Origin of the sequence: Pseudomonas sp. ICBG1301 (genome assembly GCF_016918385.1) — a bacterium.
GTDB classification, from domain to species: Bacteria; Pseudomonadota; Gammaproteobacteria; order Pseudomonadales; family Pseudomonadaceae; genus Aquipseudomonas; species Aquipseudomonas palleroniana.
The window spans coordinates 289636-311715 of the sequence record NZ_JAEKGB010000008.1 but is presented as its reverse complement, the minus strand read 5'-3'; the positions used below and the strand labels follow the sequence as shown (position 1 = coordinate 311715).

Sequence of the window (22080 nt, the reverse complement as noted above, 5' to 3'; positions counted from 1 at the left end):
CGGAGTCGAAGAGATGGGTCAGAAAGTACATCCCATTGGCATTCGCCTGGGAATCGTCAAGGAGCACACCTCCGTCTGGTACGCAGACGGTCGGACTTATGCGGACTACTTGTTCGCTGATCTGAAGGTGCGTGAGTATCTCCAAGACAAACTAAAAAGCGCGTCCGTAAGCCGTATCGATATCCATCGTCCGGCCCAAACTGCACGTATCACCATCCACACCGCTCGTCCAGGTATCGTTATCGGGAAGAAAGGTGAAGATGTTGAGAAACTGCGTCAGGACCTGACCAAGCAAATGGGTGTGCCTGTGCACATCAATATCGAAGAGATCCGCAAGCCGGAGCTCGACGGTATGCTGGTTGCGCAGAGCGTAGCTCAGCAGCTGGAGCGTCGCGTAATGTTCCGTCGCGCTATGAAGCGTGCCGTACAGAACGCAATGCGCATTGGTGCCAAAGGCATCAAAATCCAAGTGAGCGGTCGTCTCGGCGGTGCTGAAATCGCACGTACTGAATGGTATCGCGAAGGTCGTGTGCCACTGCACACCCTGCGTGCCGACATCGACTATGCCAACTACGAAGCTCACACCACTTACGGTGTGATCGGTGTAAAGGTTTGGATCTTCAAAGGCGAAGTAATTGGTGGTCGCCAAGAAGAACTGAAACCACAAGCACCAGCGCCTCGTAAAAAAGCTGCTAAGTAAGGGGTACGCCAAATGTTGCAACCTAAGCGTACGAAGTTCCGCAAGCAGATGACAGGCCACAACCGTGGTCTGGCTCAGCGCGGTAGCAAAGTCAGCTTCGGCGAGTTCGCGCTGAAGTCTGTAGCTCGTGGTCGTCTCACCGCTCGTCAGATCGAGTCAGCGCGTCGTGCTCTGACCCGTCACGTAAAACGTGGTGGCAAGATCTGGATCCGTGTATTCCCGGACAAGCCGATTTCCAAAAAACCTCTCGAGGTTCGGATGGGTAAAGGTAAGGGTAACGTGGAATACTGGGTTGCCCAGATTCAGCCAGGCAAAGTCCTGTATGAAATCGAGGGTGTTTCTGAAGAGCTGGCGCGTGAGGCTTTCGCCCTGGCTGCTGCAAAGCTGCCGCTCGCCACCTCCTTTGTTAAACGGACGGTGATGTGATGAAAGCGAATGAACTTCGTGAAAAATCCGCACAGCAGCTGAACGAGCAACTGCTCGGCCTGCTGCGCGACCAGTTCAATCTGCGTATGCAGAAAGCAACTGGCCAGTTGGGGCAGTCTCATCTGCTCTCGCAAGTTAAGCGTGACATCGCTCGCGTGAAGACTGTGCTCAACCAGCAGGCAGGTAAGTGATCATGGCTGAAGCCGAAAAGACTGTCCGTACGCTGACTGGCCGTGTTGTCAGCGACAAGATGGACAAAACCATCACCGTTCTGATCGAGCGTCGCGTTAAGCACCCGATCTACGGTAAATATGTTAAGCGTTCGACTAAGCTGCACGCGCACGACGAAACCAATCAGTGCCACATCGGCGACAAAGTCACTATTCGTGAAACTCGTCCGCTGGCCAAGACCAAGTCTTGGGCACTGGTTGATGTTCTCGAACGCGCTGTGGAAGTCTAAGGACTAGGGGTCGGAGAAATTATATGATTCAGACTCAATCCATGCTCGATGTGGCCGATAACAGCGGCGCTCGCCGCGTTATGTGCATCAAGGTGCTGGGTGGCTCCCATCGTCGTTACGCTGGTATCGGTGACATCATCAAAGTTACCGTGAAGGAAGCAATTCCTCGCGGTAAGGTGAAAAAAGGCCAAGTGATGACTGCTGTTGTAGTCCGCACTCGTCACGGCGTACGCCGTGCAGATGGCTCCATTATCCGCTTTGATGGCAACGCTGCTGTTCTTCTGAACAACAAGCAAGAGCCGATCGGCACCCGTATCTTTGGGCCAGTGACCCGTGAACTTCGTACTGAGAAGTTCATGAAGATCGTCTCGCTCGCCCCAGAAGTGCTGTAAGGAGATCCGACATGCAAAAGATTCGTCGTGACGACGAGATCATCGTGATCGCCGGCAAAGACAAAGGTAAGCGCGGTAAGGTGCTGAAGGTTCTCGCTGACGACCGTCTGGTCGTTGGTGGTCTGAACCTGGTCAAGCGTCATACCAAGCCTAACCCGATGTCGGGCGTACAGGGCGGTATCGTCGAGAAAGAAGCGCCACTGCACGCTTCTAACGTCGCCATCTTCAACGGCGAAACCAACAAGGCTGATCGCGTTGGTTTCAAAGTAGAAGACGGTAAGAAAATTCGTGTCTTCAAGTCGACCCAAAAAGCGGTTGATGCTTGAACACTGCTAGGTAGATAAGACCATGGCACGACTACAAGAGATTTACCGGAAGGAAATCGCCCCTAAGCTTAAGGAAGAACTTAAGCTTGGGAACGTGATGGAAGTTCCGCGCGTTACCAAAATCACCCTGAACATGGGTCTGGGCGAAGCGATCGGCGACAAAAAAGTCATCGAGCACGCTGTTGCTGACCTGGAAAAGATCACCGGCCAAAAAGTCGTTGTGACCTACGCTCGGAAATCCATCGCTGGCTTTAAAGTCCGTGAAGGTTGGCCGATCGGCGTCAAGGTAACTCTGCGCCGTGAGCGTATGTACGAATTCCTGGATCGTCTGCTGTCGATCTCCCTGCCTCGGGTTCGCGACTTCCGCGGCCTGAATGCCAAGTCCTTCGATGGTCGTGGTAACTACAGCATGGGCGTGAAAGAGCAGATCATCTTCCCGGAAATCGACTACGACAAGATCGATGCTCTCCGCGGTCTGGACATCACCCTGACCACCACTGCCAAGAACGATGATGAAGGTCGCGCCCTGCTGCGTGCTTTCAAATTCCCGTTCCGCAACTGATTGGAGTAGGACCATGGCCAAGATGAGCATGAAAAACCGCGAGCTGAAGCGTCAGCTCACGGTTGCCAAGTACGCCAAGAAGCGTGCAGCACTGAAAGCAATCATCGTTGATCTGAACGCAAGTCCAGAAGCGCGTTGGGAAGCTACAGTTGCCCTGCAGAAGCAGCCACGTGACGCAAGCGCTTCGCGCATGCGTAACCGCTGCCGCCTGACCGGTCGTCCACACGGCGTTTACCGCAAGTTCGGCCTCGGCCGTAACAAACTGCGTGAAGCGGCAATGCGTGGTGACGTACCAGGTCTGGTTAAAGCCAGCTGGTAAGTACTTTCGAAGTCCAGGTGGTTGGCGTCGCAAGATAACGACCACCGGTGACCTTGAATCTGGAATAAGCCCCTTTTGGGGCTTGTTTCATTTCCGGAGTGTGTCTAGAATACCCGGCTCGCCTGAGCCCGTGTTTTCTATGCCCGGAGATTCTCGGCGACATATGTAGCCGCAAGGCTAATTTTTTTGTATTAGGAGCGTCTAGCCCATGAGTATGCAGGACCCGTTAGCGGACATGCTAACTCGTATCCGTAATGCCCAGATGGCTGAAAAGTCCGTCGTAAGCATGCCATCTTCCAAGTTGAAGGTAGCTGTTGCCAAAGTCCTGAAAGACGAAGGCTACATTGCGGGTTATCAGATCAGCAGCGATGTAAAAGCACTGCTGTCCATCGAGCTGAAGTACTTCGAAGGCCGTTCGGTCATCGAGGAAGTGAAGCGCGTTAGCCGTCCAGGCCTGCGTCAGTACAAGTCCGCTGAAGATCTGCCGAAAGTTCGTGGCGGTCTGGGCGTGTCTATCGTCTCCACCAACAAAGGTGTGATGACTGATCGTGCTGCGCGCGCTGCCGGTGTCGGCGGCGAAGTTCTTTGCACTGTGTTCTAAGGGGGGATAAGCATGTCTCGCGTCGCTAAGAACCCCGTTAAGCTGCCAGCCGGTGTCGAAGTCAAATTCGCAGGCCAACAGCTTTCGGTGAAGGGTGCCAAGGGTACTCTTGAACTGAACATCCATTCGTCCGTTGAGATCGTTGAAGAAGCCGGTGAGCTGCGTTTTGCCGCTCGCAATGGCGATCAACAAACTCGCGCAATGGCCGGTACCACGCGTGCGTTGGTAAACAACATGGTCCAAGGCGTAAGCCAAGGCTTCGAGCGTAAGCTCCAGCTGGTCGGTGTTGGTTACAAAGCGCAAGCAAAAGGCACGGTTTTGAACCTGGCCCTTGGCTTCTCGCACCCAGTGGATTACGAACTGCCGGAAGGCATCACCGCTGAGACCCCTAGCCAGACCGATATCCTGATCAAGGGCATCGATAAGCAGCTGGTAGGTCAAGTGGCCGCTGAGATCCGCGACTTCCGTCCACCAGAGCCGTACAAAGGCAAAGGTGTGCGCTACGCGGACGAAGTCGTCCGTCGTAAAGAAGCCAAGAAGAAGTAGGGCATAGCAAATGACCGACAAAAAAGTTACTCGACTGCGTCGCGCTCGCAAAGCACGCCTGAAAATGCACGAACTCGAAGTCGTGCGTCTCTGCGTGTTCCGCTCGTCGCAGCACATCTACGCCCAGGTCATCTCGGCCGACGGCAACAAAGTCCTGGCAAGCGCCTCGACTTTGGATAAAGAACTGCGTGATGGTGCCACCGGCAACATCGACGCGGCCACAAAGGTTGGCCAGCTGGTCGCTACGCGTGCTAAGGCCGCTGGCGTCTCGCAAGTGGCTTTCGACCGCTCTGGCTTCAAGTACCACGGCCGCGTTAAAGCGCTGGCTGATGCTGCTCGTGAAGCTGGGCTGGAGTTCTAAGTTATGTCAAATAACGACCAAAAGCGCGACGAAGGCTACATTGAGAAGCTGGTTCAAGTTAACCGCGTAGCCAAAACCGTTAAAGGCGGCCGTATCTTCACTTTCACCGCGTTGACCGTGGTAGGTGATGGTAAAGGGCGTGTTGGCTTCGGCCGTGGCAAGTCGCGTGAAGTGCCTGCTGCGATCCAGAAGGCAATGGAAGCTGCTCGTCGCAACATGATCCAAGTTGATCTGAACGGCACCACTCTGCAGTACGCAATGAAGTCCGCCCATGGCGCTTCGAAGGTATACATGCAGCCTGCTTCTGAAGGTACCGGTATCATCGCTGGCGGCGCTATGCGTGCTGTCCTCGAAGTTGCTGGCGTTCAGAACGTTCTGGCCAAGTGCTACGGCTCGACTAACCCAGTAAACGTGGTTCACGCCACTTTCAAGGGTTTGAAAGCTATGCAATCTCCTGAGTCCATCGCTGCCAAGCGTGGCCTGACTGTCAAGGAGATCTTCTGATCATGGCTACCGTTAAAGTAACGCTGATCAAAAGCATGACCGGCCGCATCCCTAACCACAAACTGTGCGTTAAAGGTTTGGGTCTGCGTCGCATCGGTCACACTGTAGAAGTCCAGGATACTCCCGAGAATCGCGGGATGATCAACAAGGCTTACTACATGCTGCGTGTAGAGGGTTAATCGATGAAACTCAATGATCTGAGTCCAGCGCCGGGTTCCCGTCGCGAAAAGCATCGTCCGGGCCGTGGTATCGGTAGCGGTTTGGGTAAGACTGGTGGCCGCGGTCACAAAGGTCAGACCTCCCGTTCCGGTGGCACCATTGCTCCAGGCTTTGAAGGCGGTCAACAGCCGCTGCATCGTCGCCTGCCTAAGTTCGGTTTCGTATCCCTGAAAGCCATGGATCGCGCAGAAGTGCGTCTGTCCGAGCTGGCTAAAGTGGACGGCGACATCGTTACTCTGCAGACCCTGAAAGATGCCAACGTGATCAACGTCAACGTACAGCGCGTGAAAATCATGCTGTCCGGTGAAGTGGCTCGCGCTGTCACTATCGGCAAGGGAATCGGCGCCACCAAAGGTGCGCGTTCGGCTATCGAAGCAGCTGGCGGCAAGTTCGAGGAATAAATGGCTAAGCAAGGTGCTCTCTCTGCGCTCGGCAAAGGCGGTATGTCTGAACTTTGGGCACGTCTGCGTTTTCTGTTCCTGGCGATTATCGTCTACCGAATAGGCGCACACATCCCGGTTCCAGGTATCAACCCGGACCGACTCGCAGACCTGTTTCGACAGAATGAGGGGACCATTCTTAGCTTGTTCAACATGTTTTCCGGCGGCGCGCTGGAACGGATGAGCATCTTTGCATTGGGGATCATGCCGTACATTTCGGCATCGATCATCATGCAGCTGATGACCGCCGTCAGCCCGCAGCTGGAGCAGTTGAAGAAGGAAGGTGAAGCTGGCCGTCGCAAGATTAGCCAGTACACCCGCTACGGCACTGTCGTCCTTGCCCTGGTTCAAGCTATCGGCATGTCCGTTGGCCTGGCAGGGCAGGGCGTTGCGTTCACTGGTGACTTTGGCTTCTATTTCGTCGCGGTATCCACTTTTGTGGCTGGTGCGATGTTCATGATGTGGCTGGGTGAGCAGATTACTGAGCGTGGTGTTGGTAACGGTATCTCGATGTTGATTTTCGCAGGTATCGTCGCCGGTCTTCCGAGGGCAATTGGGCAGTCTTTCGAGTCTGCGCGTCAGGGTGATATCAATATCTTCGCCTTGGTTGCCATCGGTTTGCTGGCAGTAGCGATTATCGGTTTTGTGGTGTTCATTGAGCGTGGCCAGCGTCGTATCGCTGTTCACTACGCCAAGCGTCAGCAGGGCCGTAAGGTTTTTGCTGCGCAGACCAGCCACTTGCCGCTGAAAGTGAATATGGCCGGTGTTATCCCGGCAATTTTCGCGAGCAGCATTTTGCTGTTTCCGGCTTCGTTGGGTACCTGGTTTGGTCAGTCTGAAAATATGGGCTGGCTGCAGGACCTTTCTCAGTCGATCGCTCCTGGTCAGCCGTTGAATATTCTGCTGTTTAGTGCAGGGATTATTTTCTTCTGCTTCTTCTATACGGCGTTGATGTTCAATCCGAAAGACGTAGCGGAAAACCTGAAGAAGTCCGGTGCCTTTATTCCGGGCATCCGTCCAGGTGAGCAGTCGGCACGCTACATTGATGGCGTTCTGACTCGTTTGACCCTGTTCGGTGCTCTATATATGACGGCCGTGTGCCTGTTGCCCCAGTTCCTTGTGGTCGCAGCAAACGTTCCGTTCTACCTTGGCGGGACCTCGTTGCTGATCGTGGTCGTGGTTGTGATGGACTTCATGTCCCAAGTACAATCGCACCTCGTTTCGCACCAGTACGAATCCCTGATGAAGAAAGCCAACCTGAAGGGTTACGGCAGCGGCATGTTGCGCTGAGTACCCATAAGGTTCGAGGAGTTGGTGATGAAAGTTCGTGCATCGGTGAAAAAGCTGTGCCGTAACTGCAAGATTATTCGCCGCGAAGGTGTTGTTCGAGTAATTTGCAGCGCGGAACCGCGTCACAAACAGCGCCAAGGCTGAGTGTGATCCGCTTGAAGCCCGGCAGCTAGTGCGCTGCCGGGTTGATTATTTGTTATTACAGCGATATTATCTCGCGCCCTATTTCTTGGCTTCCGGGGCGTAGGTAGCTGTCAATTGGAGTCCCACTGAATGGCCCGTATTGCAGGCGTTAACATTCCAGATAACAAGCACACTGTTATCTCGCTGACCTACATCTATGGTGTTGGTCGCACTACTGCGCAGAAGATTTGCGCAGTTGCTGGGGTAAACCCAGCCGCTAAGATCAAGGATCTGAGCGACGAGCAGATTGAACAGCTGCGTGGCGAAGTGGCGAAGTTCACCACTGAAGGTGACCTGCGTCGCGAAATCAACATGAAAATCAAGCGTTTGATGGACCTCGGTTGCTATCGCGGTCTGCGTCATCGTCGTGGTCTTCCAGTACGCGGTCAGCGTACCAAGACTAACGCGCGTACCCGTAAAGGTCCGCGTAAGCCGATCCGCAAGTAATCGCCCCAGCGAATCGACAGGAAAATTATCATGGCAAAACCTGCTGCTCGTCCTCGTAAAAAAGTTAAAAAGACAGTGGTTGATGGCATCGCCCACATCCATGCTTCTTTTAACAACACCATCGTGACCATCACCGACCGTCAAGGTAATGCGCTTTCTTGGGCTACCTCTGGTGGTTCGGGTTTCCGCGGTTCCCGCAAGTCCACTCCGTTCGCTGCTCAAGTAGCTGCTGAACGTGCTGGTCAAGCTGCGCTGGAATATGGCCTGAAAAACCTCGACGTTAACGTCAAGGGTCCAGGTCCAGGTCGTGAGTCCGCTGTCCGTGCTTTGAACGGCTGTGGCTATAAGATCGCCAGCATCACCGACGTGACGCCAATCCCGCACAACGGGTGCCGTCCGCCGAAGAAGCGCCGCGTGTAATCCAGGAGATTGTAAAGAATGGCTCGTTACATTGGTCCAAAATGCAAACTCGCTCGTCGCGAGGGCACCGATCTCTTCCTGAAGAGCGGCGTGCGCGCGATCGAATCGAAGTGCAACATTGAAGCAGCACCTGGTATCCACGGCCAACGCCGCGGTCGCCAGTCCGACTACGGCACCCAACTGCGTGAAAAGCAGAAGGTCCGTCGTATCTACGGCGTTCTCGAGCGTCAGTTCAGCGGCTACTACAAAGAAGCTGCTGGCAAGAAAGGTGCAACCGGTGAAAACCTGCTGCAACTGCTCGAATGCCGTCTGGACAACGTTGTATACCGTATGGGCTTTGGTTCGACTCGTGCCGAATCCCGTCAGCTGGTATCGCACAAGTCGATCAGCGTTAACGGTCAGACCGTAAACGTTCCGTCCTACCAGGTTCGTGCTGGTGACGTGGTCGCAGTTCGCGAGAAAGCAAAAAACCAGCTTCGCATTGTCCAAGCTCTCGATCTGTGTGCCCAACGTGGCCGCGTAGAATGGGTAGAAGTAGACACTGAGAAGAAGTCGGGCGTTTTCAAGAACGTTCCTGCTCGCAGTGATCTGTCCGCCGACATCAACGAAAGCCTGATTGTCGAGCTCTACTCCAAGTAAGGGCTAGAAAATAGGTGCATCCATGCAGATTTCGGTAAATGAGTTCCTGACACCCCGCCACATTGATGTGCAGGTTGTCAGTCCAACCCGCGCCAAGATCACTCTCGAGCCTCTCGAGCGTGGTTTTGGCCACACCCTGGGCAACGCGCTGCGCCGCATCCTGTTGTCCTCAATGCCCGGCTGTGCAGTAGTCGAGGCCGAGATTGACGGTGTGCTCCACGAGTACAGCGCCATCGAAGGTGTACAGGAAGACGTAATTGAAATCCTGTTGAACCTTAAAGGTCTGGCTATCAAGCTGCACGGCCGTGACGAAGTTACGCTGACCTTGTCGAAGAAGGGTTCGGGGGTGGTTACCGCTGCCGATATTCAGCTGGATCATGATGTCGAGATCGTTAACCCCGATCACGTAATCGCTAACCTGGCGTCTAACGGCGCCCTGAACATGAAGCTCACCGTAGCTCGTGGTCGTGGTTATGAACCGGCCGACTCGCGTCAGAGCGATGAAGATGAAAGCCGCAGCATTGGTCGCTTGCAGCTTGACTCTTCGTTCAGCCCGGTTCGCCGTATCGCATACGTGGTGGAAAACGCCCGTGTCGAACAGCGCACCAACCTGGACAAGCTGGTTATTGATCTGGAAACCAACGGTACTCTGGACCCGGAAGAGGCTATCCGCCGCGCTGCAACCATTCTGCAACAGCAGTTGGCTGCGTTCGTCGACCTCAAAGGTGACAGCGAACCAGTGGTAATCGAGCAGGAAGACGAGATCGATCCGATCCTGCTTCGCCCGGTTGACGATCTGGAACTGACTGTACGTTCGGCTAACTGCCTTAAGGCGGAAAACATTTACTACATCGGCGACCTGATTCAGCGTACCGAAGTAGAACTGTTGAAGACTCCGAACCTGGGCAAGAAATCCTTGACTGAAATCAAGGACGTTCTGGCCTCCCGCGGTCTGTCCCTCGGCATGCGCCTCGACAACTGGCCGCCTGCAAGTCTTAAGAAGGACGACAAGGCGACTGCCTGATCGTCGTAATCACCGAACGTGAGTTTGGTAAGGAATGAACCATGCGTCATCGTAAAAGTGGTCGTCACCTGAGCCGTACCAGCTCGCACCGCAAGGCCATGTTCCAAAACATGGCGGTGTCGCTGTTCGAGCACGAGCTGATCAAAACTACACTGCCGAAAGCTAAAGAACTGCGTCGCGTTGCTGAGCCGCTGATCACTTTGGCCAAGACAGACAGCCTGGCTAACCGCCGTCTGGCTTTCGACCGTACTCGTTCGAAAGCTATCGTTGGTAAGCTCTTCAACGACCTGGGCAAGCGTTACGCTACCCGTGAGGGTGGCTACCTGCGCATCCTCAAGTGCGGTTTCCGCGCTGGCGACAACGCGCCTATGGCGTACGTCGAGTTGGTTGATCGTGCTACTGCTGGCGAAGCTGTAAGCGCCGAGTAAGACGACAAGCTGTAATAAAAAACCGGGCCTAGTGCCCGGTTTTTTTGTGCGTGTAAAAAGCGCGTTGGATACAAGTTTCCACAGGTGGCTCTTGGCACTATAGGGTTGGGGAGGTTGTTAGTAATTTTCTATTGATGCTTACGATTTAATGAATTTGTAGACGTCATATTGATGGTCAATACTTCCTCCAAGCCGATTAGCCAGCAGTTCCAAGTCCGACCTGAGGAAATTGAATATGAGCCAGAACAAAATCCTTACTACCGCCAGCGGGGTCCCCGTCGCGGATAACCAGAATTCCCGTTCCGCAGGCCCGCGTGGCCCGTTGCTGCTTGATGATTTTCATCTGATCGAGAAGCTCGCTCACTTCAACCGCGAAAACATTCCTGAGCGTCGTGTGCATGCCAAGGGCTCGGGCGCTTATGGCACCTTCACCGTTACCAAAGACATCACCCAATACACCAGTGCCAAACTGTTCGAGTCCGTGGGCAAGCAGACTCCCACCTTCCTGCGGTTTTCCACCGTAGGGGGGGAGCGTGGTTCGGCTGATACCGAGCGCGATCCACGGGGTTTCGCCCTGAAGTTCTACACCGAAGAAGGCAACTGGGACATTGTGGGTAACAACACTCCGGTGTTCTTCATCCGTGACCCGCTGAAGTTCCCGGACTTCATCCATACCCAAAAGCGTTTGCCGCAAAGCAACCTGAAAAGCGCGCAAATGATGTGGGACTTCTGGTCGCACTCTCCTGAGGCGCTGCACCAGGTCACCATCCTGTTTTCGGATCGTGGTATTCCTGACGGCTACCGTCACATGCACGGTTTTGGTAGCCACACCTACAGTCTGATCAATGCCAAGGGCGAACGTCACTGGGTCAAATGGCATTACAAGACCCTGCAGGGCATCAAGAACCTGGCGCCGGCAGAGGCTGCTCGCCTGGCAGGTACCGACCCTGATTACGCCCAGCGTGATCTGTTCGGTGCGATCGAGCGTGGAGACTTCCCAAAATGGCGTGTCTGCATTCAGATCATGACCGAGGCCCAGGCAAACGCTCACTACGAGAACCCGTTCGATGTGACTAAAACCTGGTCGCAGAAGGAATTCCCGCTGATCGAAGTCGGCGAACTGGAACTGAATCGCAACCCGCAAAACTACTTCGCTGAAGTGGAACAAGCCGCATTTGGCCCAAGCAATATGGTGCCAGGCGTTGGTTTGTCGCCAGACCGTATGCTGCAAGGTCGCGTGTTTGCCTACGCTGATGCCCACCGCTACCGCGTTGGCACCAACCATCAGCAATTGCCGGTGAATGCTCCACGCAGCCCGGTGAATAGCTACCAGCGTGATGGCTCAATGGCTTTTGGCAGCAACGGCGGCGCAACGCCTAACTACGAGCCAAACAGCTACGCCGATGCGCCGAAACAAGCCCCTCAGTACGCGGAGCCGGCTTTGGCATTGAGTGGTGCGGCTGACCGTTACGATCACCGTGAAGACACGGATTACTACAGCCACGCCGGTGCGTTGTTCCGCCTGATGAACGATGAGCAGAAAGCGTTGCTCACCAACAATATCGCCGGTGCGATGGGGGGCGTTTCCAGCGATGTGGTCCAGCGTCAACTGCAGCACTTCTATAAAGCAGATCCTGCTTATGGAGAAGCAATCGCAAAGGCACTGGGTGTATCGCTTAACTGACTCTAAACGATAAGCAGAACCGCCCTCATTTGGGCGGTTTTTGCGTTATTTTAGCTACTTTTCTCGGAATATCTTCACTTTTCTGCCGTTAGTCCCGTGACCTTCGAGTCATCATGGTTCAAACTACAAACTTTCAAGCAGGGAGATGTAGGGCGATGCAAGGTCACCCCGACGTAATCGATTACCTCAACACGTTGCTGACGGGCGAACTGGCAGCTCGTGACCAATATTTCATCCATTCGCGCATGTACGAAGACTGGGGCTTTACCGAGCTCTATGAGCGTATCAACCACGAAATGGAAGAAGAGGCACAGCACGCCGACGCACTGATGCGCCGCATCCTGATGCTCGAAGGCACGCCGCGCATGCGTCCCGACGATCTGGATGTGGGTACCACGGTGCCGGATATGCTCGCCGCCGACCTTCGTCTCGAATACAAGGTACGTGCTGCGCTATGCAAGGGCATCGAGCTCTGTGAGCAGCACAACGACTATGTCACCCGCGAGATCCTGCGGGTGCAGTTGAATGACACCGAAGAAGATCACACCTACTGGCTGGAAAAGCAGTTGGGCCTGATCAAGTTGGTAGGCCTGGAGAATTACCTGCAATCGCAGTTCTGATTCACCGGCCATGAAAAAGCCCCTGTCACGTTGCCGTGGCAGGGGCTTTTTCATGGTATCGATAAATCAGGCCTTGTCGCGCGTCAACAACGGCTTCAAGTAGTAGCCCGTATGTGACTGCGGCATTTCGGAAACCTGCTCCGGTGTGCCCACTGCAATGATCTGGCCACCCTTGGAGCCGCCTTCCGGCCCCAGGTCTACCAGCCAGTCGGCAGTCTTGATCACGTCGAGGTTGTGTTCGATTACTACAACGGTATTGCCGTGGTCGCGTAGACGGTGCAACACATCGAGCAGTTGTTGGATATCCGCGAAGTGCAGACCCGTGGTCGGCTCATCGAGGATATACAGGGTTTTGCCCGTATCGCGCTTGGACAGCTCGCGAGACAACTTCACCCGCTGCGCTTCACCGCCGGACAAGGTAGTCGCCGATTGCCCCAGCTTGATGTACGACAGGCCCACATCCATCAGCGTCTGGAGCTTGCGCGCCAATGCCGGAACCGCGTCAAAGAACTCCCGCGCCTCCTCGATCGTCATCTCCAGGGTTTCATGAATGCTCTTGCCCTTGTACTTGATCTCCAGGGTTTCGCGGTTATAGCGCTTGCTCTTGCACACGTCGCACGGCACGTAGATGTCCGGCAGGAAGTGCATTTCGACCTTGATCAAGCCATCGCCCTGGCACGCTTCACAGCGCCCGCCCTTGACGTTGAACGAGAACCGGCCAGGCCCGTAGCCGCGTGAGCGGGATTCCGGGACGCCCGCAAACAGCTCGCGAATGGGCGTGAACAACCCGGTGTAGGTCGCCGGGTTGGAGCGCGGCGTGCGGCCAATCGGGCTTTGGTCAATATCGACCACCTTGTCCAGATGCTCAAGACCCTTGATGCTGTCGTGCGCGGCCGCTTCCAGGGTGGTCGCGCCGTTCAGGGCGGTGGCACTCAAGGGGAACAGCGTATTGTTGATCAGGGTCGATTTACCCGAGCCGGAAACACCAGTCACGCAGGTCAGCAGGCCCAGCGGAATCTCCAGGTCGACGTTGCGCAGGTTATTACCCCGTGCGCCTTTGAGGTGCAGCGCCAGCTTCTTGTTGCGCGGTGTGCGCTTGGCCGGGACTTCGATCTTCACGCGGCCGGACAGGTACTTGCCGGTCAACGAGTCCGGGTGGTCCATGACTTCGGCAGGCGTGCCCTCGGCGACAATATGCCCACCGTGCACACCTGCGCCCGGGCCAATGTCGACGACGTAGTCCGCCAGACGGATTGCATCTTCATCGTGCTCGACCACAATCACCGTGTTGCCGATATCCCGCAGGTGTTTCAGCGTGCCCAGCAGGCGATCGTTGTCGCGCTGGTGCAAGCCGATCGACGGCTCATCGAGGATGTACAGCACGCCCACCAGGCCGGCACCAATCTGGCTGGCGAGGCGAATCCGTTGGGCTTCACCGCCAGACAAGGTATCGGCACTGCGGTCCAGCGAGAGGTAGTCCAGGCCAACGTTGACCAGGAACTGCAAGCGCTCGCGAATTTCCTTGAGGATCTTGTCGGCAATTTCCCCACGACGACCCGTCAGCTTAAGCACACCAAAGTACTCACAGGCGTCACCGATCGGCAGGCTGGTCACCGCCGGCAAGGTCTTCTCACCGACCCACACATGCCGTGCCTCACGACGCAGGCGAGTACCCCGGCAGTCCGGGCAGGGTTGAGTGCTGAGGAATTTCGCCAGTTCTTCGCGCACGCTGGCCGACTCGGTCTCGCGATAACGACGCTCCAGGTTCGGCACGATGCCTTCGAACGGGTGAGAGCGTTTGACGATATCGCCGCGGTCATTCAGGTATTTGAAGTCGACGTTCTGTGAGCCGCTGCCATGGAGGATGACTTTCTGCTGCTCCGCCGGCAGCTGGTTGAACGGCACTTCCAGGCTGAATTTATAGTGCGACGCCAGCGACCCCAGCATCTGGAAGTAATAGACGTTACGCCTGTCCCAGCCGCGTATCGCCCCTTCCGCCAAGGTCAGTTCGCCGTTGACCAGACGCTTGATGTCGAAGAATTGCTTCACCCCCAGGCCATCACAGGTCGGGCAGGCACCGGCGGGGTTGTTGAAGGAAAACAGCTTGGGTTCCAGTTCGCTGATGGCATGGCCACAGATCGGGCAGGCGAAGCGCGCAGAAAAGATGATCTCTTCGCCCGGCTCGTCGTCCATCGGCGCCACCAGGGCAATGCCATCCGCCAACTTCAATGCCGTCTCGAACGATTCCGCCAGGCGCTGTTGCAGATCCGCGCGCACCTTGAAGCGGTCGACCACTACATCAATGGAGTGCTTCTTCTGCTTGTCGAGCTTCGGCGCTTCGTCCAGTTCATAAAGCTTGCCGTTGATGCGCGCACGCACGAAACCCTGGGCCCGCAGTTCCTCGAAGACGGAAAGGTGTTCACCCTTGCGCTCACGAATCACCGGCGCCAGCAGCATCAGTTTTGCGCCTTCCGGCTGGGCCAATACCAGGTCGACCATCTGGCTGACGGTCTGGGCTTCCAAGGGAATATCGTGGTCCGGGCAACGCGGGATACCCACCCGTGCGTAGAGCAAGCGCAGGTAGTCGTAGATTTCGGTGATGGTGCCCACGGTGGAGCGCGGGTTGTGGGACGTCGACTTCTGCTCGATGGAGATCGCCGGCGACAGACCTTCAATGGTGTCGACGTCGGGTTTTTCCATCATGGACAGGAACTGCCGGGCATACGCCGACAGCGATTCCACATAACGCCGCTGGCCTTCGGCATACAGCGTGTCGAACGCCAGGGACGATTTGCCGGACCCGGACAAGCCGGTGATGACGATCAGTTTGTCCCGCGGCAGGGTCAGGTCGATGTTCTTCAGGTTGTGGGTTCTAGCCCCACGAATCAGGATCTTGTCCAAGATGGCCTCGCACGGCGGGCGTAAATTATGCAGGAGTATACGGCTAAAGACTGGATGAATATACACTGTCAAAGTGCCGGGTGCAGCCTTACATGAAAGCTGCGCGGCAAAGCGCCGCATATACCCTCTCAATCGATGGGACTGGTAGAATCGCCGCCGGTTCACACGAGGTTTTTCCATGCACGATCCCCACAGCGAACGCATGAGTAGCGGCGAGACCCGAGCGGCAAGCGGTCTGGCCCTAGTGTTCGCCTTCCGTATGCTTGGCATGTTTATGGTGTTGCCGGTGCTGGCGACCTATGGAATGGATCTCGCAGGAGCGACCCCGGCCTTGATCGGCCTGGCAATTGGCGCCTATGGCTTGACCCAGGCGATTTTCCAGATTCCATTCGGGATCATTTCCGACCGCATTGGCCGCCGCCCGGTGATCTACCTCGGGCTGATCGTATTCGCCCTCGGCAGTGTGCTCGCGGCCCAGTCCGATTCCATCTGGGGCGTGATCGCCGGACGCATCCTGCAAGGCGCCGGAGCCATTTCCGCTGCGGTCATGGCCTTGCTCTCGGACCTGACCCGCGAACAACATCGCACCAAAGCCATGGCCATGATCGGCATGACCATCGGCCTGTCGTTTGCGGTGGCCATGGTGGTCGGCCCGCTGCTGACCCGCGCGTTCGGCCTGCATGGGTTGTTCTTCGCCACCGGCGGCATGGCGTTGTTCGGGATCGTGATCGTGGCGTTCATGGTGCCGCGGTCCACCGGCACGTTGCAGCACCGTGAATCGGGTGTCGCACGCAAGGCGCTGTTGCCGACGCTCAAGCATCCGGACCTGCTGCGCCTCGATTTAGGTATCTTTGTATTACACGCCATGCTGATGTGCAGCTTCGTCGCGCTGCCCCTGGCCCTGGTCGAAAAAGCCGGCCTGCCCAAGGAGCAGCACTGGTGGGTCTACCTCACCGCGCTGTTGATTTCGTTCTTCGCCATGATCCCGTTCATCATCTACGGCGAGAAGAAACGCAAAATGAAACGAGTTTTACTCGGCGCCGTCACGACCCTGATGCTCACTGAGCTATTCTTCTGGGAGTTCGGCGACAGCCTGCGGGCGCTGGTGATCGGCACGGTGGTGTTCTTCACCGCGTTCAACCTGCTGGAAGCCTCGTTGCCTTCGCTGATCAGTAAAGTTTCACCGGCCGGCGGCAAGGGCACGGCGATGGGGGTGTATTCCACCAGCCAGTTCCTCGGTTCTGCGCTGGGCGGCATCATGGGTGGCTGGATGTTCCAGCATGGCGGTTTGTCGGTTGTGTTCCTGGGATGCGCAGGTCTGGCTGCCCTCTGGCTGGCCTTTGCTGTTACCATGCGCGAACCTCCCTATGTGACGAGCCTGCGTTTGCCGTTATCGCCAGAAGCGATCCGCGAAGCCGGTCTGGTTGAGCGCCTCAAGGCTGTCACCGGGGTTACCGATGCCGTGATTGTTGCTGAAGAAGCCGCCATCTACATCAAATTGGACACCGAATTATTGGATCGCGCGACGCTCGAGCAACTGGTCAACCCAGTGCCGACAGCGCGCCCAGCCTAGGAGAACGTTATGGCCCGTGGGGTTAACAAAGTCATATTGGTCGGTACATGCGGCCAGGATCCCGAAGTTCGCTACTTGCCTAACGGTAATGCCGTGACCAACCTGAGTCTGGCGACCAGCGAACAGTGGACCGACAAGCAGACCGGCCAGAAGGTCGAGAAAACCGAATGGCACCGTGTGTCGATGTTCGGCAAGGTGGCAGAGATCGCCGGTGAGTACCTGCGCAAAGGTTCGCAGGTCTACATCGAAGGCAAACTGCAAACCCGCGAGTGGGAAAAAGACGGCATCAAGCGTTACACCACCGAAATCGTGGTCGACATGCAAGGCACCATGCAACTGCTGGGCGGCCGTCCACAGGGCGACCAACAGGGCCAGGGCGGCATGTCCAACTCGGCGCCGCGCCCACAGCAGTCGCGTCCGCAGCCAAGCCAGCAGCCACAGCGTGAGTCGCGCCCTGCGCCACAACAGGCCGCACCGCAGCCGGCTCCGGATTTCGACAGCTTTGATGACGATATCCCGTTCTAAGGTCTGAAGACCCCAAGCACACAAAACCCCCGATGGCTAAACCTCCCGGGGGTTTTTTATTGCCGTTGATCACGCTTCCGTCGACGCCGCTGTCACCACCATCTCCTTGAACCGGCCCAAGACCGCCGAACCGTCACCGATCCGCGTTGCCAGGTGCAACGGCGCCACCAGGCTCTGGCACTCCGTCAGCTCCCGATAGACGATGCCGTCGCCCCGCAGCCGCTGCATCGACGCCGGTACAATCGACACTCCGAGTCCTGCCGCCACCAGGCTCAAGGTCGCGGTCATGCGCGGTGCTTCCTGGACCACCTGCGGGCTGAACCCGGCTTCACGACAGGCCACCAGGATCGCGTCATACAACCCCAACCCCACGCGACGGCGATACAGCACGAAGGACTCGGTCGCCAATGCCGCCAATGGCAGGGGCGAGGCTGGAGCGATTGCCAAGGGGTGGTCTGTCGGCAGCGCCAGCAGCATGGGCTCTACCAGAATCGGTTCGTCCTGCAGCGACTGCGTCCCGCTGAGCGGCGAGCGGATAAACGCCGCGTCGAGTTTCTCGTGCACCAACGCATCCATTAGTTCGCCGGTGCCCGCTTCCTCCAGCACCACCGAGACGCCGACAAAGGTTTCGCGAAACAGCCGCAATACACTGGGTACAAACGGGTGCAGGGCTGCAGAACTGGTAAATCCGATCGCCAGGCGGCCACGTTCACCATGCGCGGCTCGGCGCACGACGTCGGCCAGCCCCTCTGCCTGAGCCAGTATTTCCCGCGCCTCATCCAACAAGGCCAGGCCGGCAGTGGTGGGGCGCACGCCACGCGGTAAACGCTCCATCAAGCTCACCCCCAGCTGGGCCTCAAGGCTTTGCAGCATCCGCGTCAAGGGTGGCTGTTGCATGCCCAGGCGTTCGGCGGCGCGGGTGATATAGCCTTCTTCAGCGATAGCGACGAAGGCTTTGAGCTGGCGCAGTTCCAACATTGGGATACTTTCAAGGTATGGGAGAGCTTCAATCCTGGCATTTGTTATCATGGCTCACAAGATTTAGGCTGTGGCCAACCTCAAAAAGAAGGAAAGCCGCGATGACCTGGTCAGCCAAGCAATACACGATGTTCGAACAACAGCGCACACGTCCGGTGCGCGATCTCGTCGCGGCTATTCCCAATACCCAAGTGCGCAATGCCGTCGACCTGGGCTGTGGCCCTGGCAACTCCACTGAAGTGTTGGCCGAGCGCTACCCGCAGGCTCGCATTACCGGTATGGACAACTCCGATGACATGCTGAAGGACGCCCGTCAACGGCTGCCCGCGCTGAACTTCGAACGGGCGGATATCGGTGATTGGAAACCTGCGCAAACCTTCGATGTGATTTTGGCTAACGCGTCCCTGCAATGGCTGCCCGACCACGCCACGCTTTACCCGCATCTGGTTCGGCAACTGACGCCCGGTGGCACGCTGGCGGTGCAGACACCGGACAACCTCGATGAACCCGCCCACCGGCTTGCCCGCGAAGTGGCGGCCGCTGGCCCGTGGTCCGCCAAGATCGGCGCGGTCAAACACAATGAACGCCACACCGCGAGCTACTACTACGAACTGCTGAGCAAACATTGCAGCACCGTGGATGTATGGCGCACCACCTACCAGCACCCATTGGCGGATCATGCCGCGGTGGTGGAGTGGTTCAAGGGCTCTGCCCTCAGGCCGTTCCTCGCGCCTTTGAGCGAGGATGAAAGGGCTGACTTCCTCCAGCAATACACGGCGCGGATTACCCAGGCTTACCCAGCCCTGGGCGATGGCACCGTGCTGCTGCCGTTTCCGCGCCTGTTCATTATCGCAACCCGCTGACGCAACCACGCCAAGTGGTGGTCACACCGCCGCCGCTTGCGCCTCCAGGTACTCATCCGCCGACATCATGGCGGCATAACCAAATGCCAGCGACGCCATGTAGGCCCCATGCACCTGCGCCGCTGGAATCAGCTGGCCGTTGAACTCCAGGTCCCGTGTCGCACAGGCATCATGAATCACCGTGACCTTGTACCCCAGGTCTGCGGCAGCCCGTACCACGCCGTCGATGCACATATGGCTCATGCTGCCGACCACCACCAGTTCGGTGATGCTGCGCTGTTCCAGCAGGGTGCGCAGGTCAGTCTGGCGAAAGGCGTTCACAAAGTGTTTGAGTACCACCGGCTCGTTGCCCTCATTCAGCACTTTGCTGTGCAGGTGGGCACCCTCGGAGCCCGGCGTGAAGAACGGAGCGTCGTCGGAGGTGAACTCGTGACGCACATGGATCACCGCATCGCCTTTCTGGCGAAACGCCTGCAGCACCTGTGCGGCCTTGTCCGCCGCAGTCTCCACGCCGTCAAGCGGCCACTTACCCTGGGGGAAATAGTCATTCTGGATATCGATCAGGATGAGTGCTTGCTTGACCATGTGTGTTGCCTCGCGATGGATGATGGGCTGCGCAGAATCGTGCAGAACGCCACCACCTTAAAGCGGCGTCGTGCAGAATAAAACAGGCTAACTGCCATCGCTTTCTTTGCAACTGCTTGATTTCACAAACGTCCTTTTTCAGCGCGCCTTGGCGTGATCCCTGCAACCTTATCCTCACATACATGGCGGGATGGCCAAGGGGGACGCATGACCCCGATTCAACGCAAGAGGCTGGTAGTCGCTCACTCCACACGCGAGGGCGCGCCGTTGCACGAGGTGGAAACCAACCGTGCCCTGGCACGCTGGCTGGCGCAGATTCTGGGGCTCAGATTCGGTGGCAGCTACGACCCCGAGTTGCATGCCGGACGAGCCTTGTACCTTTTACCCACACAAACCCTGGTGGGCCAGGCCCAGGCACGCGCACTCAATGTCCATGGCCCGGAAGATCTGTGGGGCGGCTACGTCGATCACGATTTCATCTGCACCAAAGCCATCAGTCATGGTGTGCTCAGCCCGCAAGCCAAAACCCCCGAAGGTTGGTCAACGCTGTTCTGCGAGCGTGCGCGAACCGTCGTATTGGACGGCTTGAGTGTCTTTGCCTTGGAAGACGCACGACCTGCAGCGACCCGTTTGCTCTACAGAGGGCCCATTCGCATGAAACCCGTGCATGCCTGCGCGGGGCGTGGCCAGGAAGTTATCCACAGCGTGGATGAATTCGACGCGGTGCTGGCACGGCCTGACGCCGCGCAACGTTTCAGTGAAGGCATGGTGCTGGAGCAGGACCTGCACGATGTGGTCACCCACAGCGTGGGGCAGAGTTTTATCGCCGGTCACGTGTTGAGCTACTGCGGCGAGCAGTACCTGACCCGAGACGGACAGGGCGAAGACGTCTACGGCGGCTCCAACCTGTTGGTGGTACCCGGAGGCTACGACGACTTGTTGCAGCTCGAACTGTCCGATGACGTGCGCGAAGCCATCGTACAAGCCAGGGTTTTCGACACGGCGGCCGATGAGGCGTACCCCGGTTTTTATGCTTCACGGCGCAACTACGACATCGCCCAGGGCCTGGACAACGATGGCCAGCGTCGCAGTGGTGTGCTTGAACAATCCTGGCGCATGGGCGGGGCCAGCAGTGCGGAAGTCGCCGCCCTGCAAACGTTTATCAACGACCCCGGCCTGCGCGCGATCCGTGTGTCCTCAGTGGAAACCTACGAGGACCAACCGCTGCCCGCCGACGCCATCGAGGTGTATCGCGGCCCGGCGCAAAACAGCGAATTTCTTCTCAAGTACGTGACGGTTAAAACTTATGACGGCTAGAAGCGAAAGCATTGCGATCGACATTGACGACGAACAGATGAGCGCTACGTTCCTGAGCCCCAAGTCCAAAGTACCCGGGGTATTGTTTGTGCACGGCTGGGGCGGTAGCCAGGAGCGCGACCTTGAACGCGCCAAAGGCATTGCCGGCCTGGGATGTGTGTGCCTGACCTTCGACCTGCGCGGCCACGCCGGTAGTGGCATTCCATTGGCGCGAGTGACCCGTGAAGACAACCTGCGCGACCTGCTGGCGGCCTACGATCGGTTACTGGCGCACCCGGCAATCGATACCTCGGCCGTGGCCGTGGTGGGCACCAGCTACGGCGGCTACCTCGCGGCGATACTCACCTCGTTGCGCCCCGTGCGCTGGCTGGCGCTGCGCGTGCCTGCGCTGTACCGCGACCAGGAATGGCTCAAGCCCAAACGCGATCTGGATAAGGCCGACCTGATGGATTACCGCAGTACGCTGGTTCACGCCGAGACCAATCGCGCCTTGCACGCGTGCTCCGTGTTTACCGGGGATGTACTGATTGTCGAATCGGAAACCGATGACCATGTGCCCCACGCGACGATCATGAGCTACCGGGCGGCGTGCCAGCACACGCATTCCCTGACGCATCGCATCATCGATGGGGCCGACCATTCCCTCAGCGATCCGGTGTCCCAGCAGGCCTACACCTCAATCCTGGTGGACTGGGTCACCGAGATGGTGGTGGGCGAACGGTTGAGTATCATCCAGTCCCCGTAGAG

The 22080-nt window shown here is 57.2% G+C and carries 31 protein-coding genes; 28 read left to right on the top strand and 3 right to left on the bottom strand.

Going from position 1 to position 22080, the window contains the following annotated elements; translation table 11 throughout:
• Nucleotides 1-13: 13 nt before the first annotated feature.
• The 23 genes from rpsC (at nt 14) to bfr (ending at nt 12591) form a co-directional block, all read left to right on the top strand.
• Nucleotides 14-700, top strand: a complete 687-nt coding sequence (gene rpsC / locus JBE38_RS20895; RefSeq protein WP_003176422.1) for a 30S ribosomal protein S3 — start codon at nt 14-16, stop codon at nt 698-700.
• A 12-nt stretch (nt 701-712) separates the two neighbouring features.
• A complete protein-coding gene (gene rplP, locus JBE38_RS20890) occupies nt 713-1126 on the top strand; it encodes a 50S ribosomal protein L16 (RefSeq protein WP_003176421.1) in 414 nt (137 codons plus the stop codon).
• Nucleotides 1126-1317 (top strand): 50S ribosomal protein L29, encoded by a 192-nt coding sequence (rpmC, locus tag JBE38_RS20885; protein ID WP_002555481.1) that lies wholly within the window; start codon nt 1126-1128, stop codon nt 1315-1317. Before rplP ends, rpmC begins: the two co-directional genes overlap by 1 nt.
• Before the next feature lie 2 nt (nt 1318-1319).
• Complete coding sequence (gene rpsQ, locus JBE38_RS20880; RefSeq protein ID WP_003176419.1) at nt 1320-1586, top strand: 30S ribosomal protein S17; 267 nt, start codon at nt 1320-1322, stop codon at nt 1584-1586.
• A 23-nt stretch (nt 1587-1609) separates the two neighbouring features.
• Nucleotides 1610-1978 carry a 50S ribosomal protein L14 gene (gene rplN / locus JBE38_RS20875; protein WP_002555479.1) on the top strand — a complete coding sequence of 123 codons (369 nt, stop codon included), beginning with the start codon at nt 1610-1612 and terminating at the stop codon, nt 1976-1978.
• A gap of 11 nt (nt 1979-1989) precedes the next feature.
• On the top strand, nt 1990-2304 hold the full coding sequence (rplX, locus tag JBE38_RS20870; RefSeq protein WP_007896770.1) for a 50S ribosomal protein L24: 315 nt from the start codon (nt 1990-1992) through the stop codon (nt 2302-2304).
• A 22-nt stretch (nt 2305-2326) separates the two neighbouring features.
• Nucleotides 2327-2866: a 50S ribosomal protein L5 gene (rplE, locus tag JBE38_RS20865; RefSeq protein ID WP_003194642.1), complete on the top strand. Its 540-nt coding sequence runs from the start codon at nt 2327-2329 to the stop codon at nt 2864-2866.
• Between the two features lie 13 nt (nt 2867-2879).
• Complete coding sequence (gene rpsN, locus JBE38_RS20860; protein ID WP_003176414.1) at nt 2880-3185, top strand: 30S ribosomal protein S14; 306 nt, start codon at nt 2880-2882, stop codon at nt 3183-3185.
• A 208-nt stretch (nt 3186-3393) separates the two neighbouring features.
• Nucleotides 3394-3786 carry a 30S ribosomal protein S8 gene (gene rpsH, locus JBE38_RS20855; RefSeq protein ID WP_010206883.1) on the top strand — a complete coding sequence of 131 codons (393 nt, stop codon included), beginning with the start codon at nt 3394-3396 and terminating at the stop codon, nt 3784-3786.
• 12 nt (nt 3787-3798) lie between these two features.
• The gene (gene rplF / locus JBE38_RS20850; protein ID WP_003176412.1) at nt 3799-4332 is read left to right on the top strand and encodes a 50S ribosomal protein L6; all 534 of its coding nucleotides are present in this window, start codon (nt 3799-3801) and stop codon (nt 4330-4332) included.
• 10 nt (nt 4333-4342) lie between these two features.
• Nucleotides 4343-4693, top strand: a complete 351-nt coding sequence (rplR, locus tag JBE38_RS20845) for a 50S ribosomal protein L18 (protein ID WP_003186037.1) — start codon at nt 4343-4345, stop codon at nt 4691-4693.
• A 3-nt stretch (nt 4694-4696) separates the two neighbouring features.
• A complete protein-coding gene (gene rpsE, locus JBE38_RS20840; protein WP_003176409.1) occupies nt 4697-5197 on the top strand; it encodes a 30S ribosomal protein S5 in 501 nt (166 codons plus the stop codon).
• Nucleotides 5198-5199: 2 nt separating this feature from the next.
• Nucleotides 5200-5376, top strand: coding sequence for a 50S ribosomal protein L30 (gene rpmD / locus JBE38_RS20835; RefSeq protein WP_003176408.1), 177 nt, complete (start codon nt 5200-5202; stop codon nt 5374-5376).
• Nucleotides 5377-5379: 3 nt separating this feature from the next.
• The gene (gene rplO / locus JBE38_RS20830; RefSeq protein WP_060755285.1) at nt 5380-5817 is read left to right on the top strand and encodes a 50S ribosomal protein L15; all 438 of its coding nucleotides are present in this window, start codon (nt 5380-5382) and stop codon (nt 5815-5817) included.
• Entirely contained in the window at nt 5818-7146 is a 1329-nt protein-coding gene (gene secY, locus JBE38_RS20825; protein WP_016969470.1) for a preprotein translocase subunit SecY, read from the top strand.
• 27 nt (nt 7147-7173) lie between these two features.
• Complete coding sequence (rpmJ, locus tag JBE38_RS20820) at nt 7174-7290, top strand: 50S ribosomal protein L36 (protein WP_002555468.1); 117 nt, start codon at nt 7174-7176, stop codon at nt 7288-7290.
• Between the two features lie 129 nt (nt 7291-7419).
• Entirely contained in the window at nt 7420-7776 is a 357-nt protein-coding gene (gene rpsM / locus JBE38_RS20815) for a 30S ribosomal protein S13 (protein WP_003194635.1), read from the top strand.
• Between the two features lie 30 nt (nt 7777-7806).
• Nucleotides 7807-8196: a 30S ribosomal protein S11 gene (gene rpsK, locus JBE38_RS20810; RefSeq protein ID WP_002555466.1), complete on the top strand. Its 390-nt coding sequence runs from the start codon at nt 7807-7809 to the stop codon at nt 8194-8196.
• Nucleotides 8197-8214: 18 nt separating this feature from the next.
• Complete coding sequence (rpsD, locus tag JBE38_RS20805) at nt 8215-8835, top strand: 30S ribosomal protein S4 (RefSeq protein ID WP_003176404.1); 621 nt, start codon at nt 8215-8217, stop codon at nt 8833-8835.
• A 22-nt stretch (nt 8836-8857) separates the two neighbouring features.
• Complete coding sequence (locus JBE38_RS20800; protein WP_003176403.1) at nt 8858-9859, top strand: DNA-directed RNA polymerase subunit alpha; 1002 nt, start codon at nt 8858-8860, stop codon at nt 9857-9859.
• Between the two features lie 41 nt (nt 9860-9900).
• Nucleotides 9901-10287 (top strand): 50S ribosomal protein L17, encoded by a 387-nt coding sequence (gene rplQ / locus JBE38_RS20795; protein WP_003176402.1) that lies wholly within the window; start codon nt 9901-9903, stop codon nt 10285-10287.
• Nucleotides 10288-10522: 235 nt separating this feature from the next.
• Nucleotides 10523-11971, top strand: a complete 1449-nt coding sequence (locus JBE38_RS20790) for a catalase (RefSeq protein ID WP_205345030.1) — start codon at nt 10523-10525, stop codon at nt 11969-11971.
• A 155-nt stretch (nt 11972-12126) separates the two neighbouring features.
• Entirely contained in the window at nt 12127-12591 is a 465-nt protein-coding gene (bfr, locus tag JBE38_RS20785) for a bacterioferritin (RefSeq protein WP_015886133.1), read from the top strand.
• A 66-nt stretch (nt 12592-12657) separates the two neighbouring features.
• Here the strand turns inward: bfr and uvrA are convergent, their stop codons facing one another.
• Nucleotides 12658-15492 (bottom strand): excinuclease ABC subunit UvrA, encoded by a 2835-nt coding sequence (gene uvrA / locus JBE38_RS20780; RefSeq protein WP_198762267.1) that lies wholly within the window; start codon nt 15490-15492, stop codon nt 12658-12660.
• Between the two features lie 178 nt (nt 15493-15670).
• Here uvrA and JBE38_RS20775 point away from each other — a divergent pair, with 178 nt between their 5' ends.
• Nucleotides 15671-17065, top strand: coding sequence for an MFS transporter (locus JBE38_RS20775; RefSeq protein WP_205345029.1), 1395 nt, complete (start codon nt 15671-15673; stop codon nt 17063-17065).
• Between the two features lie 9 nt (nt 17066-17074).
• Complete coding sequence (locus JBE38_RS20770) at nt 17075-17590, top strand: single-stranded DNA-binding protein (RefSeq protein WP_003232445.1); 516 nt, start codon at nt 17075-17077, stop codon at nt 17588-17590.
• 69 nt (nt 17591-17659) lie between these two features.
• Here JBE38_RS20770 and JBE38_RS20765 read toward each other — a convergent pair whose 3' ends face one another.
• Nucleotides 17660-18568 carry a LysR family transcriptional regulator gene (locus JBE38_RS20765; RefSeq protein WP_205345028.1) on the bottom strand — a complete coding sequence of 303 codons (909 nt, stop codon included), beginning with the start codon at nt 18566-18568 and terminating at the stop codon, nt 17660-17662.
• 101 nt (nt 18569-18669) lie between these two features.
• On the opposite strand from JBE38_RS20765, the gene tam reads away from it, so the two are divergent.
• Nucleotides 18670-19431: a trans-aconitate 2-methyltransferase gene (gene tam / locus JBE38_RS20760; protein ID WP_205345027.1), complete on the top strand. Its 762-nt coding sequence runs from the start codon at nt 18670-18672 to the stop codon at nt 19429-19431.
• A gap of 21 nt (nt 19432-19452) precedes the next feature.
• Here tam and JBE38_RS20755 read toward each other — a convergent pair whose 3' ends face one another.
• A complete protein-coding gene (locus JBE38_RS20755; protein WP_205345026.1) occupies nt 19453-20016 on the bottom strand; it encodes a cysteine hydrolase family protein in 564 nt (187 codons plus the stop codon).
• A 207-nt stretch (nt 20017-20223) separates the two neighbouring features.
• Between JBE38_RS20755 and JBE38_RS20750 the strand changes: the two genes are divergently transcribed.
• Complete coding sequence (locus JBE38_RS20750) at nt 20224-21333, top strand: DUF3182 family protein (RefSeq protein ID WP_205345025.1); 1110 nt, start codon at nt 20224-20226, stop codon at nt 21331-21333.
• A complete protein-coding gene (locus tag JBE38_RS20745; protein ID WP_090365574.1) occupies nt 21323-22078 on the top strand; it encodes an alpha/beta hydrolase family protein in 756 nt (251 codons plus the stop codon). Before JBE38_RS20750 ends, JBE38_RS20745 begins: the two co-directional genes overlap by 11 nt.
• The last annotated feature ends 2 nt before the right edge of the window (nt 22079-22080 follow it).